Here is an 18,405-nt window from a genome sequence, read left to right as displayed (position 1 = left end):
ACAACACCTTACTTGGACAGCTGAATACGACGAACATTAACGTAACCTGGGGTGTCAGACTCGGCTAAGTCTAAACTTTCTAACGATAATCCCTTTTTCTGTACCAATTCATTCAAATAATTTAGCAAGGTATCGAAAGGCACTTCATCCATCCACACTTGAATTTTATTTCCTTGTGGCTGCATTCGAGTAATGGTGAGTCCAAATGCACTAGCGGTTTGGTTAACCGCCGCACTCAAGCTACCTCTAAATGCGTTACTACTGCCGCTTTGCTTTAGCCCTGCAATACGGTTGGCGGTTTGCTTAACGTAGTTTAGCGTGCTTTGTTGGCCCTCTAGCCTACGCTCTGCTTCAGCTTCCGCATTAGCGATAGGGGTCCATACACCCCAATACAAAATACCGATGACCAATACCACACCACAAGCTGCAACCATCTGCTGCTCGCGTAGTACTAACCCACCCCACCAAGCTTTAAAGTTTTCCATCTTATTTGCTCCTTATGGTTAAGGTGCTGGTGACTTGAGATTCACCGCTATTCATCGCACCACCATCAAGCTTGTAAGAACGCGCAATGATCTCTTTAAACTTTTCAATCTGCTCATAGTTCTTGGCTGTGACCTGCATGCGAATTTCATTGCGGTTACTGTCAAAGCGCAATGTTGTCGGCTTAAGCTCTGGTACTTGCGCAAACGCATCTTTCATACCGCTTAGCATGACAAAGAATTCGCTACCACTGCCACCACCTTGAAGGGTACGTACATAGCTTTCCATCTGCGAACGCAAGTTCACTACACGCGAGCTACCAGGCACCACTTGCTTATAAATCTGCTCGCTTTGCACCTGCAGTGCATCGGCATCGCTATTCATTTGATGAATATTGAGGCCTTTATTCACTAATGCCAAAACAATAATTACAATAAATGCGATCGCTGTATTACGCCATAACGTTAGATGTTTACCATACTCTTTCTTTGGCTTATAAACGCCAGAAAGTAGGTTCATCGGCGCATTCAAAATACCTCTAGCCAGTACTAACATAGGCAGGTCTAGCGGCTGAACTTTGACGTCGGTGCCCGCGAATTGCAGTTCGGTATAACCCGCAACAGACACTGGTGTGCTGTTCGTTGCGCTCAGCAGTTGCGGCAAGGCCACATCAAGCCAGCTTTGGCTCAAACTGACTCCGCTACCTTCACCGGTACGCACTAAAACCTCTTTGCCAAAACTCATCGCAGCCCAGTCACACTCAGCCAATGGCAAAGCCAAGCAATCTGGTACGATACATTTAGCCTTCAGCCCTGCATCACTAAGCCACTCTATCCAAGCTTGCATCTGTTCGTGTGCGACAACAGCGATACTTAAGGCATCACCCTCTCGCGGCCCCGTCACAAAGTGCAACTCATCAACATTTTGAGCAAGGTTCTCTTCTAGCATAAAAGGCAATGCCTTTACCGCTTGGCGCTGACTTTTTTCTGGCAGCTCAACTTGCGTCAATGTAATGCTTGAGGCAGGCACTAATACGTCAACCGCACGATTACCTGCTCTTTCAGTAAGAGTCGATAGTGCACTGGCATCGCTAAGCTCGCCAGAACCTATAATTTCTTGTTCCTGCTCAGACCAAACAAGCCAAGAGCAAGGCTGCTCGGCAGTTTGTCCTAAACGGATAAATAGTCTTTCACTCACTGAGTTATCTCCACGCGTCTCTTTAACGTTATTAAAGGACTGTTGTTATTTTTGCCCACCAAATTGGCGGGATAACACTTCTAATTTTTTACTGTCGCCGTACAGCACGCTTTCTAATCTAAATACAGCGGTATCCACTTTGGCCCCAGCTTCGAGCAAAAAGTACTTACTCGTTACCCCAAAACTCGATTTGAGTTTGGCATCACCTGCTAAAGACGCGATTGAAGAATTTTCCCAAAACTCATCAATCTTATCGTAGCCATCGAGCGGTCGCTGATTGATAATACTTTCAGCCTCACCAACGGAAATTTTATTATCTAACATACCTGCGATTAACGCTGCTTGCTCTACAGGGACGGTATTGACGTTCAAAACCTGCGTCGTATTGCCCGGGATCGCACATACGTAAGGTGCAAGTTTAAGGTAAATATCCTGGGTAAAGCCCATCACAGCTCGCAGCTCACTCTTATGACTCATCAAGGTATTCGCTGCTCGATAAGGCACATTACGTGACTCATACTCGGCATCTTCTGCGCCATATGGCCCTGCCGTCTGATCTTCATCGATATAGTCTTTAGCCGTCTGTGCTAATCGCTCCGCAGCGAATTCGTCCATTCCCAGCGCGACCAGCAAACCTTTAAATTGCACCGCGGGGAGTGGCATTTTAGGTTGACCATTCTCAACTTTCTCACTAGGCGCAGATAACGAGTTAACGTTAAAACAAGATCGCATATCGCTAATTTTACCGGCTATTTCGCCCTTTTCTGCTGGAAATATCACATCAGCCAATGCCCAGTACTGCTGTAAATTTACCGTGTCTGAATCTTCTAAGTCTTGTTTCAGTACCTTTTTTGCGATCTCTTCAGCGGAAATCGCATACCAAAAAGCTTGGTCATACTGCGCCATGTTCAATGTGCGCCTAACCGACAGCTGATTACGAGAGGTAATATTGGTAGCAATAATCGCAACCATGGCCACAATCAAGAGCACAACGATAAGGGCCACGCCACCTTGTTTATTGCGCATGCTTATTCTCCCGGCCCTTTGCCATCTTGCTCTTTACCATTATCTCGGTTGCCATCGGGTACCGATTGATCGTTACCAGCATTGCTAGTGTCGTCATTACTTCCAGCAAGCGCTCCCGTCGGCACTAAGAATTTACGTTGAACTTTACCAATATCTTCAAATTCAATTTCCATTGCGATCGCTTTGGGTAATTTAGTTGCGTCGGTCTTACGCTCCCACTTATCATCTGCGAAAAAGGCGTATTCAACTGAAATGACCTTATCCATAATCACGGTTTTAATCGGCTCGGCGCCAATTTCAGGCTCTGGATAAGGGTAATACCAACGCTGTAGTTGCCCGTCAATCACCACATAAGCGACCGACTGCAAACTTCCTCTTGGCAATAAGCCATCAGGATTTAACCAACCTAAGCGAAAAAATACCAACGACTCAGATTCCGAGTCGAGCATATTGCTGCCGGTCTGGAAAACCGTTGTACCTCGCCCACCCTCAAGCAATCTTGGTGTTCGCGCTACCATTTGGTTTAGATCGCGTTCAATCACCCCAAAACCTTGCTGCATCGCCTTTAACTTGGTGGCAAACTCTCTGGTTGCGGTATCGTTTTTCATCACGGTACTCAACACAGTATTGGCAGCCAAACCTAGCATCGCAAAAATAGCGATGGCGATGAGCATCTCTAACAAGGTAAAGCCCCGCTGAGTTTTAATCTGCTTTAAGCACATAACTGCTCACTTCAGCGATGGTTCGCGAAAATCGTTCATCATCGCTGATACTTATACGGATCATTCTAAAATTATCATCGGTCGTTTTAACGACCTCTTTACGCCAATACCAGTCTTGATTGGCTAACTCTACTTGACCGTCTTTGCGACCAATTTCGGGAAACTTAGTCTCGAGTCTGGCATCAACCATCTGGTTATGAGCCACCCATTGCGCCATGGTGCGTTCTTCTAAAATAGGCATATTGGCGATCTGTTCGCCTAGGCTTTTAGTGATTGATACTGCAGCAATGGAAAACACTGCTAAAGCGACAATCACCTCTAGCAAGGTCATGCCTTTTTGCTTATTCAACCTAGTCATAAGACTTCTTCATCTTCAAAGCCCATTCGCAAGCGTCCGAGGGCATCACCAAACACCACCACCTCGATATCTTGCTTCATCTCATCTTCACTCACAAAAGACAGCTCAAATGCGCTCATCTCACCACTGGGAAATAGTAAGATTTGTGGCTCAGGGAACTTCTTTTTGTCGTCTTCAGACTTTTCAATAAGTGGTTCATCAAACCAAGAGTCTTGCTCTTCATCTTCTTGCACTAAAGGCAAGCCATCGAGCACTAAAACCAATTCAACACCTGGCTCCATCTCACGCTCAGCAAGCAACCTGTCTTGCGCTAATGGCTTCCACTTTCCTTCATCGTAATAGACATATTTGTAACCGGTGTCTTCTATAACAATACCGATGAAATGACCGCTTAGGACGGTTTCATCTAGCACCATTTCAGTGGACATCATGAACTGCAGCGCGGTTCGCTCCAGCGCTTTTTCTTTGCTGGCACCACCCATGCCTAAGGTGACTGCAGTCGCAGCAAGCCCCATAAGCAAAACAACGAGCAACACCTCCATTAAGGTGAAGCCCGTTTGGTGCGCTAGGTTAACTCGCGGCGTGTTCATTTTATTGGAAATTTTGCAGATTCCAGTTACCGATATCATCTTCTGTACCGGCTTGACCGTCTGGTCCCGTACTGAAGATATCTAACTTACCGTTTTCACCTGGGCTCAATAGCAGGTAGTCATTGCGCCATGGATCTTGTGGTAGACGCTTAACATAACCGTCTGCACGGTAGTTACGTGGCTCTGGAGAAATTGTTGGCTTTTGCACTAATGCTTCAAGACCTTGTTCAGTCGTTGGGTACACACTGTTATCCAACTTGTACATGTCCAAGGCATTTTCTAATGCAACAATATCTGAAACCGCTTTCTGCTGGTCAGCTTTATCTTTGTTACCCATCAAATTAGGTACCACCATAGAGGCCAAAATACCTAGAATAACAATCACCACCATCACTTCTAATAGGGTAAAACCTTGTTGCTTATTACGTGTTTGCATTAACAAATTCCTTAAACTAAAAAACTCACAACTTCAGTGACAAGCGAGTTGCCACTAACAGTGAGTATTAACCACTAATCATATTATTCAGCGCTAAAATTGGCTGAAGAATAGCAAGAACAATAAATAGAACCACAGCAGCCATGCTAACAACTAACATAGGTTCGAACACCCCTAAAGCGATAGTCACATTGGACTCAAACTCTCGGTCTTGGTTATCGGCAGCACGCTCAAGCATCTGCTCAAGCTGGCCACTTTTTTCACCTGAGGTAATCATATAGAGCATCATGGGCGGAAAAAGTTTGGTATTGGCAAGCGCCGTGCCCAAACTTGTACCTTCTCGAACCCGTAGGGTCGCATCCTCAACAGCCGTTTTAACCTTAACATTGACCAGCACGTCACTGGCAATGCGCATTGCATCAAGCAGAGGCACTGAACTTGCGGTCAAAATACTTAAGGTTCGCGCAAAACGCGCCGTGTTAAGACTCTTACTCACTTTGCTGATCACTGGTAAACGCAGCAACATACTGTCGTATTTCATGCGATTTTTAGGGGAGACCAGCAAACGTTTAGCAATAAAAAACAGACCAACAATCGCGACCAATACAACCAGTCCGTAATCTCGGATAAAGTCAGACGATGCAATCAATAGCTCGGTCGTCCAAGGTAACTCTTGCCCCATATGTTCAAACTGACCAACAACCTGCGGAACAACCGCTGCAAGCAAGATGGCAATAACACCGATGGCGACCACGGTCAGCACGATAGGATAAATCATCGCCTGGGTCATTTTACTTTTGAGCTGTTGACGACGCTCGGTGTAGTCAGCAAGGCGATTCAAAACCACTTCTAAATGGCCCGACTTTTCGCCAGACGCGACCATAGCGCGATATAGCTCATCAAAAATATGCGGGAACTCTGCCATCGAGTCAGCGAGGCTATAACCCTCTACCACTCGCGAGCGAACTGCCATAATCATGCTAGCTAAGCGGTCTTTCTCACACTGTTGACCCACCGCTTTTAACGCTTCTTCAACGGGTAAGCCTGCTGCTACCAAGGTGGCAATTTGGCGAGTAATGAGTGCCAGCTCTGCCGTAGAGATACCACGCTTTAAAAAGCTTAAGCCTGCTGATTTGGCTTTACTCTCTTTGTCTACCACCGGGGTAATTTCCAGTGGCATTAAGCGCTGTTCTCTTAACTGCGTTCGGGCATGTCTTGCCGTATCGGCCTCGACCACACCCTTTTGCTGTTTACCGGTTTTATCTAATGCTTTGTATTCAAATGCTGGCATCGCTTACTCCTCTCGAGTGACACGCAGCACTTCTTCAAGGGTCGTTTTACCCGCAAGCACTTTACTCATACCGTCATGACGAATGCTCGGCACTGATTGACGAATGTGTTTCTCGATAGCGAGCTCGCCTCGACCAGTATGGATAAGTTCACGTACGGTATCATCGACAGTTAATAACTCATGAATACCCGTACGGCCACGGTAGCCATTGTGACCACATGCCAAACATCCCTTGGCACGGAAAATAACCCGTGTATCGTCACCGGTAATACCTAACAACTCTCTTTCACGATCATCTGGTATGTGCGCCTCTTTACAGCTTGGGCACAGAGTACGAATAAGACGCTGAGCGAGTACGCCGAGTAAACTTGAAGAAACCAGGAAAGGCTCTACACCCATATCTTGCAAACGGGTAATCGCGCCCGATGCAGTATTGGTATGCAAGGTTGAGATAACCATATGGCCTGTTAGCGATGCCTGAACGGCAATCTGCGCGGTTTCAAGATCTCGGATTTCACCAATCATCACCACATCAGGATCTTGACGCAAAATAGCACGTAAGCCACGGGCGAAGGTCATATCTACTTTAGTGTTAACTTGAGTTTGACCAATGCCTTCAAGCTCATATTCTATTGGGTCTTCAACCGTAAGAATGTTGGTGTCTTTTGAATTAAGTTCAGTCAGACCTGCGTACAGCGTGGTACTTTTACCCGAACCCGTTGGACCGGTCACCAAAATAATGCCATGTGGTCTACGAATAAGTTCATCAAACTTATGACGCACAGACTCCGTCATACCCAGCTGCTCTAAATCTAAATTACCGGCATTTTTGTCGAGAAGACGCAACACCACTCGCTCACCATGACTTGATGGCATAGTAGATACACGTACGTCTACCGCACGGCCAGCAATACGCAGTGAAATACGCCCATCTTGTGGTACGCGCTTCTCTGCAATATCTAGACGCGCCATCACTTTAATACGCGATACTAACAAAGATGAAAGTTTACGATTCGGCTTGAGGACTTCTTTCAAAATACCGTCAACACGGAAGCGTACAATTAACTGCTTCTCGTAGGTTTCGATATGAATATCTGACGCTTCTTCTTTGATAGCCTCAGATAACAATGCGTTAATTAACTTAATAATCGGCGCATCATCATCGCCCTCTAACAAGTCTTCAGTTTGTGGCAACTCTTCGGCAAGAGTGAATAGATCCATCTCATTGCCAATATCTTCCATCATCTGTTGCGCTTCAGAGGAGTTAGCCTGATAAACTTGAGTTAAACGCGACTCAAACGCAGCATCTTCAAGCTGAATAAGCGGTAACTCTTTACCGCAATAACGGCGCACCTCAAGCAAGGCGCTCAACGGTGTGCTTTGCGCATGATATAGCGATAATTCACCTTCATCAGTCGCCAATGCCACTTTAAAACGGTGTGCGAAGGCAAATGGCAAACGCTCTTTGCTATTTGAATGAAAGACCAGATCGGCCTCTTGTTCAGATACTAGCCCAAGCTCGTTAGACACTTTTGCTAGATCTTCATCGGCTTGAATTTGACTCTCACTCATCTGCGGATTCTTTATCTGTCACGGTTTCAGCATCGGTAGTTTGTTTGCCGCTATCAGCGTCTTTACTATCAGAGATGCTCTTAAGTGTCGGGTCGGTTTGACGCATCTTAGTGTCTAAGCCTTTACCTGCTTTGTAACGATTTAGTACTTCGTTAACATCATCGGGTAGATACGCTTCTTGATCCCACTCTTCGAGAATAGGCACATCGGTATTTGGCATTAAGTTAACGCCACGCTCTTGCTGCTCAAGCTGCAATGCGCGGAAGTAGTTGTACTTACGCCCAGCAATACCTTCCATAGTGATACCGTCACGAATAATCGTTGGCTTAATAAATACCATCAAGTTGGTTTTTTTCTTACCGCTAGAAGACGACTTAAACAGATGACCAATAATAGGAAGATCGCCCAGGAATGGTACCTTTTGCACCGACTCTTGTACTTCTTCTTTAATCAAACCACCAAGCACCACAATTTGGCCAGAATCTGCCATCACGGTTGTCGTTAAACGGCGAGTAGCAAACGTCACGTCGACACCGGTTTTACCATTTATGCCAGACACTTCCTGTTCAATCGTTAGCTTAACCGAGGTTCCTTCGTTGATTTGTGGTACCACTTTAAGCTTAACGCCCACCTCTTTACGTTCAACGGTTTGGAATGGGTTGCTGTTACCATTACTGGAGTTTTGGCTACCGGTAAGAATAGGCACTTCATCACCGACGATAAATGAGGCTTCTTGGTTATCAAGCGTGGTAATTGAAGGTGTTGCCAATACATTTGACTTAGTATCGCTTGAAACGGCTTGGATCAAGGCGCCAAAGTCGCCCATCGCCACACCCCACGCCATACCGTTGACCTTACCCAGTGCTTGCGCAAGTAAAGTGATGTCGCCTCGGGTATCTGGGTTCTCGGTACAAATAGTGCCGTCACAAACGGTTGATCCCTCTTCCCCTTGCGCCTGCCAAATACCTGCACCAATTTCACCAATGGTAGGACCTAAGTTATTAAACTGAGTTCCACCGCCAGCTTCTGTCGCCCACTGAATGCCAAAGCCAACATCATCGCCTTCTCCGACCTCAACGATAATCGCTTCAACGAGCACCTGTGCGCGGCGAATATCGAGCTGATTGATGACGCTTTCAATGGTGCGCATCTGATCTGGCTCGGCACTGATCACCAAAGCATTGGTATCGGCATGCGCCATAATATTGATTTCGTTACGACGCTTACTGCCACCGCCTTGAGGCGCGCCCTTGTCATCAACAAGCTGCTCAGCAAAGCCCGTTAGCACTTCAACTAAGTCTTCTGCATTAGCGTAACGTAAGTAACGCACCTTAGTGTTGCCACTGTTTGCTTGTTCAGCATCCAGTTTTTTAATGAGTTTAACCACACGCTCACGGCTTTTTTCATCGCCACTCACGACGACGGCATTGATACGCTCGTCCGCTACAACTTTTGGCGCCTGACCCGGCATCTGTGCTTGGTTTGCAGTAGAGCGATAAAGGGTATCGATGATACGAACAATTTCACCCGCTGATGCGAATTCCAGTTTTACCACTTCAACAGCGGTGTCACCTTGCTTATCAACACGACGAACAATTTCGACTAACTTATTCACCACAGCCGCACGGCCAGAAAGCATCAATACGTTTGAAGGATCGTAGTTAACAACGTTACCGCCACCGGCATTATCGTTAAGCTGCCTAAGCAAAGGGGCAAGCTGCTTAGCTTCGGTGTTATAAAGGGCGACAATACGCGTCACCATCTCGTCGCCGAGTCCTGGTGCATTATCATCGGCAACACGGATAGCAGCCGTCTTAGCATCTTTATCTTTAATCACCTTGATGATGTTGTTGTCCATTTCGACAACCGCATAACCATAGACTTGCAATACATTGAGAAAGAATTGGTAGTATTGTTCGTCAGTAAGTAGATCGTAACTACGAACGTTTATTTTGCCACGAACGGTAGGGTCGACAATAATTGTCCGGTCCAAGTTTTTACCAACAATATTGATAAACTCTTGAATATCAGTGCCTTTAAAGTTAGCCGCATATTGCTCAGACCAAGCAAGTTGAGGCGCCAATAAAGAAGCCCCCATCACCATACCGGCGATTAGTCTGCGTCTAATCCGCTTATTATTCATTGTTATACTTCCCCTAAACCCTTTCGTTGCGGCAAACTAAAATTTTGTATTACTGCAAATTCTATTGTTATCTTCGGCCAAGATTACTCTGGCAGACTAAACATAATTTCGACTAACTGACCATCTCGCTCAACCATTAAGGCGACTTCTGTCATTTCAGGTAACTGCGCCATCACTTCTAGCGCCTGCCCCATATCAGTCAAGTCATAGCCATTAATTGATTTGGCTAAATCATTGGCTTTAAAACCAGCCTGCTTAAACAGTTCTCGATCTTTACCCGGATTAAGCCTATACCCACTCAGCTCTCCAGCGCTCTTCACTGGCGAAATTGATAAATAGTCGGTTATCTTACCCGGATCGGCCAAAATGGCTTCTCTGGATTGACTCAATTCAGCAGCTACCGTGCGATTATTGCGATTATCGATAGTTTTACCTTTAGATGCACTCTTGGCTTTTTGCAACTGTTGATTCGCTGCGCCGTTGGTATCGTAATCCAAACCGTCTAGCATCAAGGTCTCGTAACGACCACTATTGGTAATAATAATGCGGTCGGCATACACCTCTTTGAGTGAGGCTGAAGTCCCTTTAATCTTGTCACCTAAGCCGTAAGTGTCTTGACTACCACTAGAGGCGATAACCGCTAACCCTTTCTTTTCAGTCGTCGAGGCCACGACACCAGTCAGCTGAATAGAAAGTGATGTTTTAGGGGCATCGGTAATAATTTCTTCAACCGGAGCGGCTTTAGGCTTGGCACCCGCTGCATCAGGCTGACCAAAAAGGGAGAGTTGTTGCAGACCAAGAATATTGACTTGGCCGCTAGCATTGCTTGCCACAGGGGTAGGTACCCAGCGCGTGGTCGCTGAGTTCTCAGGTACTAATTTCCATGTGATTTGAGCTAATAAGTAAAGAGCTATCAAAAGCCCAATGCTAAATACCGCCGTGCTGACGGGCTTTTGAGGCACACCAGCCGCTTTGGTTAAAAACTTATCTAATAAATCCATATTTATGTGGACCCTCTGTACAGGTCTCTGTTCTGATTATAATAATTTAGTAAATCCTGACTCATGCTAACCTACACTGCTTTTAGCAACAAGACCATAACTGCAGCAATGTTGGCGATAATTGACCGGATATGCTAACTTTACGCGCCTAAAAAGGGTGTGAAGCCTGCCACTATTTTACCAGCCAGACAGTAAAGATTTGTATATTCCTGCTGAGCTTGTGAGCTCACCCTACTTTATAATAGTTAATTTCTCACTGGAGTCGCTCATGAATGACGACGAGCAACAAGCAATTAAAGTAAGGCTTGATAAATGGCTCTGGGCTGCACGCTTTTATAAAACGCGCGCCATCTCAAAAGAGATGATTAATGGTGGTAAAGTACACTATAACGGTCAGCGAGCAAAATCGAGCAAATACGCAGAACTTGGCGCCACCATTAGATTACGACAAGGCTATGACGAAAAAGAGATTGTCATAGTCAAATTGTCAGAACACCGCCAAAAAGGGTCGATAGCACAAACCCTTTATGAAGAAACACCGCAAAGCATAGCCAAGCGAGAAACCTATGCTGAGCAGAGACGTTTAAATATTCTTAATAATCCCGCTCCCGAACAGAAGCCGGATAAGAAACAACGTCGCCAGATTATGCGCTTTAAAGAAAGCTAAAAATTGGAAAACGAAATGAACGAACAGATGAACGAACAGATGAACAAAGACAACCTAAATCGTTACCTATTTGAAAACGCTAGCGTACGCGGCGAATTGGTACAGCTAGAAAGCAGCTACCAAGAAGTACTTGCAGCGCATGAATACCCACTAGCTATCCAAATGCTATTGGGCGAGCTAATGGCGTCAACGTCATTACTAACCGCGACCTTAAAGTTTAGTGGTGATATCAGCATCCAACTGCAAGGTGACGGCCCAGTATCGTTAGCGGTAATCAACGGTAATAACCTACAACAGCTGCGCGGCGTATCACGTTGGAACGGCGAGATTAGCGACAATGCTAATCTGCAGCAGATGTTTGGTAAAGGCTATATGGTTATCACACTAACGCCTGATGACGGTGAGCGTTATCAAGGTGTTGTCGCGCTAGATAAAGAAACCCTAGCGCAATGTTTAGAAGGTTATTTCGAACAATCTGAGCAGCTACCAACCAAAATCAAGCTATTTGCCGACACTAAGCAAGCTGCGGGTATATTCCTGCAAGTATTGCCAACTGATGGCAATCACAACGAAGAATTTGAGCACTTATCAATACTGACTGAAACCGTTAAACAAGAAGAGATGTTTACGCTTGAAGCGGAAGAGATATTGCATCGCTTATATCACGAAGAAGAAGTCCGTTTATTTGAACCTGTCGCTGTGACATTCAAATGTACCTGTTCAAAAGAGCGCAGTGCAAAAGCCATTCGCACAGTAGCAAAAGAAGAGGTCGATTCGATTCTTGCTGAAGAAGGTCAAATTGAAATGGGCTGTGAATACTGTAATAGCAAATATATCTTTGACTCTATTGATGTTGAAGCCATCTTTGCCGACGCTCAAAGTAGCAATGTCACTCAATAAATACCGTTGAGCTTACGCGTTTAAACAACCAATTAAAGGTGCTCTAAGAGCACCTTTTTTATATTCAAAATTAAGTCTAATTCATTTTAACTAGCCTATAAAAATGTCAACAAAAAACACTCCAAAATCACTTTTTGTCATTTTTTTTGATCTAGAGCACACATTCATATCTGCATACGTTACAATCCTCACAAATAAAAGCTGGCGCTATAGATCAGCACACAATTATAACCTTAAAGATGGAGACCTTACCTATGCCGGATGGATCAAACCGCGAGTACCTTAACCTTTCAACAGGCCAATTAGTCGAACTTGCGTTAGCGCGTGGGGAAGGCGAATTGACCGCTAATGGTGCTTTAGTTGCAAAGACGGGTGAGCGCTCAGGCCGTTCTCCTAATGACCGCTTTATCGTTAAAGAGCCAGGCTCTGAAGCTGATATCGAATGGGGAGCAGTAAACAAACCTTTCGAAGCCGATGCTTTTACCGCACTTTGGAACCGCGTAGAAGCTTACCTGAGTGATAAAGATACCTTTGTATCAAACTTAGAGGTCGGCGCAAGCAAAGAGCACTATCAACCCGTAAAAGTCACCACTCAATACGCATGGCACCAGCTGTTTGCTCGCAACTTATTCATCGTACCTGAAGAATTTAATGTGGCCGACAAGCCAGTATGGCAGATCATGAATGCACCAGGTTTTGAGTGTGTTCCTGAGCGCGATGGCACTCACTCTGACGCGACTGTCATTATTAACTTTGCCGAGCGTAAAGTCCTGTTAGCAGGCCTTAAGTATGCTGGTGAAATGAAAAAATCGATGTTCTCAGTACAGAACTTCTTGCTACCCGCTAAGGGCGTATTGCCAATGCATTGCTCGGCTAACGTTGGCAGCGATGGCGATACCACGCTGTTTTTCGGTCTATCGGGCACAGGTAAAACGACCCTTTCAGCCGATCCTAAGCGTTTCCTTATCGGTGATGATGAGCACGGTTGGGCACCCGGCGGTGTTTTCAATATCGAAGGCGGTTGCTACGCAAAATGTATCGATCTGAGCCAGAAGAACGAGCCAGTGATCTGGGATGCGATTCGTTTCGGTACCGTGCTTGAGAACGTCGTCACCGATGAAAATCGTGTACCGGATTACACCAATTCAACACTGACAGAAAACACCCGTGCAGCATACCCGCTGGAGCATATCGCACAGCGTAAGCTCGATAACTGCGGCGCAGAGCCACATGCGGTAGTGTTCTTAACCTGTGACGTTTCAGGTGTTCTGCCACCAGTATCTAAGCTGACCAAGGAGCAAGCCGCTTACCACTTCTTGTCGGGTTATACCGCTAAAGTAGGTTCTACTGAGATGGGCTCAACAGCCGCTATTCAGTCGACTTTCTCAACCTGTTTTGGTGCGCCATTCTTCCCACGCCCAGCAGGTGTTTATGCTGAGCTACTGATGAAGCGTATCGAGTCTTTCGGTAGTCAAGTTTACCTGGTTAACACAGGCTGGACTGGCGGTCCACACGGTATTGGTAAGCGTTTTGACATTCCAACAACTCGCGCTATTGTCGATGCCATCGTATCTGGTGAGCTAAAAGACGTTGAAACTGAGTACTTAGAGAAACTAAACCTACATGTACCCGTAGCTATTCCTGGCGTAGACAGCAAGTTACTCAACCCTGTCAACACGTGGGATGATAAAGCTAAGTATGCCGAATTTGCTCAGCACCTTGCTGACAGCTTTAAGGCTAACTTCGAGAAGTATCAGGTACCGGATTCAATCAAAAATGCCGGCCCTAACGCTTAATAAGCTTTAAGCCCAGCGCCCAATTTTGAGCGCCACAATAAGCGAAGTACTGTCAAACTTAGTATTTTACGCTAATAAGGATCCCAGCCTATGCTGGGATTTTTTTGTCTAAAACCTCCTAAAACCACTTATAAATTAGATAGCAACCTCAAGTGCCCTCAGTACTCGTTCTAAATAAAGGTGTAAAGCCAAGCAAACTTAAAGTAAAGCAAGCTTGACTTGTGATTTTCAAACCGCTACTGTTTAAGTCAAGCAAGCTTTACATCGATAATATTAAAGCCAATACACAAGGAACTGTAATCATGAAAATCATCGAAGCGATATGCGCCAAGGGTTTACCTAAGCGCGATCTTAAAAATGCCAATAGAGTGAATCTACTAGCGCTCTTTTGGGCGATCACATTAATGATAAGCATCTTTTTAAGTGAGCATGAATTACTCAACAGCGGCTTGTTAATCACCTTAGCATTTTCCATACACACACTTATCGGTATTGCCATGTTGGTATCTTATCGACATTTTCTCGTACAGCTCGATGAGATGGAGCGCAAGGTGCAGCTCGACGCGTTAGCGTTATCTGTGGGAGTCGCCATTATTAGTTTTTCCAGCTATTCAATACTAGAAAATAGCGGTATTGTGCCGCCACTCAATGCCGCATACCTCATTGCGTTAATCGCTGTGACTTACATGGTCGGCATTATTAAAGGAAGGATCAGTTACCGATGAAGAATCGTCTAAAAGTGCTCCGAGCTGAGCGCGACTGGACCCAAGCCGACTTGGCAGACAAACTCGAAGTCTCTCGCCAAACCGTTAATGCCATTGAAAAAGGCAAGTATGATCCGAGTTTGCCGTTAGCTTTTAAGGTGGCGCGGTTATTTGCAATGCCAATTGAGGCCATTTTTGAAGATGAAACTGAAGTCGCCATCAGCTAGGCCGACGCTCCCCATGCAACTTGAATCACGGATGGTTTGAATTAGCTGCGACGCATAAATATATAGGCCTTAGGCTCCTCACTCAAACCTAAGGCCTATCTATATCTGCACCCATTCGAAAGTTGAAAGCAATTGAAACTCATATTTAGAAACAGTTGCGCTGTTGCACTTATCACTCGTTTAAGGAAATATAACCGCCTAATAATAATTCAAAACAGATCTTAAGATTGGGTACCCGACCATGCGCTTAACCCCCTTATCGGCCATCGCCTTATTGGCAGTCAGTACGAGTAGCTACAGCTTAGCGGCTAACCAAACCAGCAGCCACGACCATGCTGCATCTCCTCAATTAGCCACCACCTATATCAACGATGCCATATTGCCACCCATCATGCCTTGGCATGGCGATAGCGAGTCTTTACTCGTGGCGGCAGATGCTGATTGGGCGACACCCTTTGAACAGAATGGCCTTAAAACCAGCCCCAGCTATGACGAAACCTTTGCCTGGTTAGACAAACTCATTAGCCAAAGCGATATGCTGAAAAAAGTCAGCATTGGACAGAGTCCGCAGGGGCGTGAGATCTGGATGATTGTCGCCTCAAAAGAGGGTTTCGATGATGCAGCAAGCTTATCAAGCAACAACAAGCCTACTTTACTGGTGCAGGCAGGGATCCACTCTGGCGAAATTGACGGTAAAGATGCAGGCATGATGTTGCTACGCGATATCGTGTTTAACGGTAAAGCTGAGCTACTCGATAAGGCCAACTTACTCTTTGTGCCTATTTTCAGTGTCGATGGTCACGAACGCTCAAGCGAATACAACCGGGTGAATCAAAGAGGTCCGGTTAATATGGGCTGGCGCACTACAGCGCAAAACTTAAATCTAAATCGAGATTACGCCAAAGCCGACACCCCAGAGATGCAGCATATGCTACGGGCGATCAATATTTGGCAGCCAGACTTGTATATCGACGTGCATGTTACCGACGGCATCGACTATCAATACGATGTCACTTTTGGCTACAACCTAGCCCAAGGACAGAGCCCTGCGATCTACAACTGGCTAGAAAACAGCTACCGCCCCGCCATAGAGTCATCATTGACCGAGCAAGGACATGTGCCTGGACCATTAGTATTTGCGATAGATAATGCAGACATCACCAAAGGCATGTCATTGTGGAACGCTAGCCCACGCTTTTCTAACGGTTATGGTGATGCGCGTCATCTGCCGACTATTTTAATAGAAAATCACAGCTTAAAACCGTTTAAACAACGGGTACTCGGCACCTATGTGATGCTCGAATCCAGCCTTAAAGCCATTGCCAACGATAGCACCAAGCTGAAATCTGCAATTAAGCAGGACAAATATCGCTATTCACCTAGAGTCACCTTAACTTGGCAACAAGAGCAGCAAGCACAGGGCTGGGACTTTAAAGGTATTGGCTACACGCTAGAGCAAAGCGCTATTAGTGGTAACGATATCGTGCGCTGGAACGGTGAGCCTAAACTATATGCCAACCTGCCTGTCATTGGCGGCACGAAAGCTGATATCAAGGTTAACCGTCCTGATGCCTATTACATTCCACCACAGTGGCAAGAGGTTATCGAGCGTTTAAGTGTTCACGGTATTCGCATGACGACACTAAGCAAACCAACAGAACTCACGCTACAACAATATCAATTTGCCGAGCCAAGCTTTGCCAATAATGATTATGAGGGGCGCCAACGTGTAAAGGCGACAGTCTCTAGCCAGGCTATAGACGCCCAGCTACCTGCTGGTACCGTTCGCATCGATACAAAGCAGCCTTTAGGCGATCTCGCCATATTGCTACTTGAGCCACAATCGCCCGACTCCCTGTTCCAGTGGGGATTTTTCAATCCGATATTTACTCGTACCGAATATATTGAAAACTATGCCGTAGAACCACTCGCCGCGCAGATGCTAAAGGATGATCCCGCTCTGCTGGCTGAGTTTGATAAGTCACTTAACGACCCTGAGTTTGCCGCAAACCCCAAGGCAAGGTTACGCTGGTTCTATGAGCGAAGCCCATACTTTGATAATCAATACCTTAAGTACCCAGTGCTAAGAGGCCACTAATTCTGCCGCTCTAGTATTCAAACATACGAAAACAGCGCCTCTTGGCGCTGTTTTTACTTCAAAAAGCGTGCCCAACACCTTTACCGATAAGGTATTTCCCGCCATTTTTAGCGCTTTTTAGTCGCAGATATCGCATAGGTTAACGGCAAACGCTGCCCTTTTTGCTCAACAAAATAGCGCTGTCGCTGCTCAGAACCTTGCGGCAGTTCCACTTCGACCAATTCTTCAGTTAAGCCCTCGAAACAGTTATAGGGGCTAAAGGGGAATTCATCTAACGAGTTAATTTCTAGCCCTGCTTTGATCAGCGCGTTAATCACATCAGACAACGAGTGCGACCAACTCATAAAGGTATGGGTATCGTCATTAGCGTTCTCGGTATAGGTCACTTCATCTTCTATATCGGGCGCATCTTGATGAAAATAGCTATAGCCCTCAAACACTGCCTGCGCTGGGTGGAACTCCACCATATAAAACTGGCCACCAGCCACCAACTTGCTCGCTATTATTTGCGCCCACTTATCGAGATCCGGTAACCAAACAATTGCACCATATGATGTAAAAACCAGATCAAACTGTTGGCTTATGCTTTCTGTCACGCTATACACATCACTACAAATAAACTGCGCATTTAGCTTAGTCTGCTCAGCAAGTGACTGCGCCTGAGTAATCGCGGCGGGCGATAGATCGACACCGGTAACATTGGCGCCCATACGTGCCCACGACAAGGTATCGAGGCCAAAGTGACATTGCAGATGCAGTAGATTTTTACCTTTAACCTCTAAGTTAGCCAGCTCTATCTCTTGCAGTGAACTCTTACCCGCAAGAAAACCTGCGACATCATAAAACGCTGAAGTAACGTGGGTCTGTACACGCCTATCCCAACCTTGCTGGTTAACTGATAAATAATCCATTTCTGTTTCCATACATGATTTTAAAATCTAGCTCGAGTATTAACGAGTGCTAGGTTCTAGGTTCTAGGTTCTAGGTTCTAGGTTCTAGGTTCTAGGTTCTAGGTTCTAGGTTCTTCACTATTGTTAACCAAGCGTTTGAGTCAATTCACTAATAATTAGCTTTTTACTCTAAGTGTATAAGTAAATTCACCACCCAAAACCAAACAACATAAAGATAACATAACCAAAACAATTAGATACTGTACTGGCACGTTTTCTGCTTATTCACTGCTAGACAACATTA

At 45.7% G+C, this 18,405-nt stretch carries 18 protein-coding genes; 6 read left to right on the top strand and 12 right to left on the bottom strand.

What is annotated here, in order from left to right; all coding sequences use genetic code 11:
* Positions 1–8 precede the first annotated feature (8 nt).
* From ACVBJC_RS12470 to gspC, 11 genes are all read right to left on the bottom strand, one after another.
* The gene (locus ACVBJC_RS12470) at positions 9–485 is read right to left on the bottom strand and encodes a type II secretion system protein M (protein WP_447161087.1); all 477 of its coding nucleotides are present in this window, start codon (positions 483–485) and stop codon (positions 9–11) included.
* 1 nt (position 486) lies between these two features.
* Entirely contained in the window at positions 487–1,680 is a 1,194-nt protein-coding gene (gene gspL, locus ACVBJC_RS12465) for a type II secretion system protein GspL (RefSeq protein ID WP_447161086.1), read from the bottom strand.
* 45 nt (positions 1,681–1,725) lie between these two features.
* Complete coding sequence (gspK, locus tag ACVBJC_RS12460; RefSeq protein ID WP_447161085.1) at positions 1,726–2,706, bottom strand: type II secretion system minor pseudopilin GspK; 981 nt, start codon at positions 2,704–2,706, stop codon at positions 1,726–1,728.
* A gap of 2 nt (positions 2,707–2,708) precedes the next feature.
* Entirely contained in the window at positions 2,709–3,428 is a 720-nt protein-coding gene (gspJ, locus tag ACVBJC_RS12455) for a type II secretion system minor pseudopilin GspJ (RefSeq protein WP_447161084.1), read from the bottom strand.
* On the bottom strand, positions 3,409–3,777 hold the full coding sequence (gene gspI / locus ACVBJC_RS12450; RefSeq protein ID WP_447161105.1) for a type II secretion system minor pseudopilin GspI: 369 nt from the start codon (positions 3,775–3,777) through the stop codon (positions 3,409–3,411). Before gspI ends, gspJ begins: the two co-directional genes overlap by 20 nt.
* A 5-nt stretch (positions 3,778–3,782) precedes the next feature.
* Complete coding sequence (gspH, locus tag ACVBJC_RS12445) at positions 3,783–4,376, bottom strand: type II secretion system minor pseudopilin GspH (RefSeq protein WP_447161083.1); 594 nt, start codon at positions 4,374–4,376, stop codon at positions 3,783–3,785.
* 1 nt (position 4,377) lies between these two features.
* Entirely contained in the window at positions 4,378–4,812 is a 435-nt protein-coding gene (gspG, locus tag ACVBJC_RS12440; protein WP_447161082.1) for a type II secretion system major pseudopilin GspG, read from the bottom strand.
* A gap of 67 nt (positions 4,813–4,879) precedes the next feature.
* Positions 4,880–6,103: a type II secretion system inner membrane protein GspF gene (gene gspF / locus ACVBJC_RS12435; RefSeq protein WP_447161081.1), complete on the bottom strand. Its 1,224-nt coding sequence runs from the start codon at positions 6,101–6,103 to the stop codon at positions 4,880–4,882.
* Positions 6,104–6,106: 3 nt separating this feature from the next.
* Positions 6,107–7,675 (bottom strand): type II secretion system ATPase GspE, encoded by a 1,569-nt coding sequence (gene gspE / locus ACVBJC_RS12430; RefSeq protein WP_447161080.1) that lies wholly within the window; start codon positions 7,673–7,675, stop codon positions 6,107–6,109.
* Positions 7,668–9,818, bottom strand: coding sequence for a type II secretion system secretin GspD (gspD, locus tag ACVBJC_RS12425; RefSeq protein WP_447161079.1), 2,151 nt, complete (start codon positions 9,816–9,818; stop codon positions 7,668–7,670). The genes gspE and gspD overlap by 8 nt, the downstream gene beginning before the upstream one ends.
* A gap of 83 nt (positions 9,819–9,901) precedes the next feature.
* A complete protein-coding gene (gspC, locus tag ACVBJC_RS12420) occupies positions 9,902–10,819 on the bottom strand; it encodes a type II secretion system protein GspC (protein ID WP_447161078.1) in 918 nt (305 codons plus the stop codon).
* Positions 10,820–11,087: 268 nt separating this feature from the next.
* Here gspC and hslR point away from each other — a divergent pair, with 268 nt between their 5' ends.
* The 6 genes from hslR to ACVBJC_RS12390 all read left to right on the top strand — a co-directional run bounded on the left by hslR (position 11,088) and on the right by ACVBJC_RS12390 (position 17,211).
* The gene (gene hslR, locus ACVBJC_RS12415) at positions 11,088–11,486 is read left to right on the top strand and encodes a ribosome-associated heat shock protein Hsp15 (protein WP_447161077.1); all 399 of its coding nucleotides are present in this window, start codon (positions 11,088–11,090) and stop codon (positions 11,484–11,486) included.
* Between the two features lie 39 nt (positions 11,487–11,525).
* Positions 11,526–12,386, top strand: a complete 861-nt coding sequence (gene hslO, locus ACVBJC_RS12410) for an Hsp33 family molecular chaperone HslO (RefSeq protein WP_447161104.1) — start codon at positions 11,526–11,528, stop codon at positions 12,384–12,386.
* 254 nt (positions 12,387–12,640) lie between these two features.
* Positions 12,641–14,182: a phosphoenolpyruvate carboxykinase gene (locus tag ACVBJC_RS12405; RefSeq protein WP_447161076.1), complete on the top strand. Its 1,542-nt coding sequence runs from the start codon at positions 12,641–12,643 to the stop codon at positions 14,180–14,182.
* A gap of 302 nt (positions 14,183–14,484) precedes the next feature.
* On the top strand, positions 14,485–14,907 hold the full coding sequence (locus ACVBJC_RS12400; protein WP_447161075.1) for a hypothetical protein: 423 nt from the start codon (positions 14,485–14,487) through the stop codon (positions 14,905–14,907).
* On the top strand, positions 14,904–15,113 hold the full coding sequence (locus tag ACVBJC_RS12395; protein ID WP_447161074.1) for a helix-turn-helix transcriptional regulator: 210 nt from the start codon (positions 14,904–14,906) through the stop codon (positions 15,111–15,113). Before ACVBJC_RS12400 ends, ACVBJC_RS12395 begins: the two co-directional genes overlap by 4 nt.
* A gap of 241 nt (positions 15,114–15,354) precedes the next feature.
* Positions 15,355–17,211, top strand: coding sequence for a M14 family metallopeptidase (locus ACVBJC_RS12390; RefSeq protein ID WP_447161073.1), 1,857 nt, complete (start codon positions 15,355–15,357; stop codon positions 17,209–17,211).
* A 107-nt stretch (positions 17,212–17,318) separates the two neighbouring features.
* Here the strand turns inward: ACVBJC_RS12390 and ACVBJC_RS12385 are convergent, their stop codons facing one another.
* Positions 17,319–18,122, bottom strand: coding sequence for a class I SAM-dependent methyltransferase (locus tag ACVBJC_RS12385; RefSeq protein ID WP_447161072.1), 804 nt, complete (start codon positions 18,120–18,122; stop codon positions 17,319–17,321).
* Between the last annotated feature and the right edge of the window lie 283 nt (positions 18,123–18,405).

The organism is Shewanella sp. 0m-6 (assembly GCF_052977325.1).
This window is presented reverse-complemented; position numbering and strand designations above follow the sequence as displayed.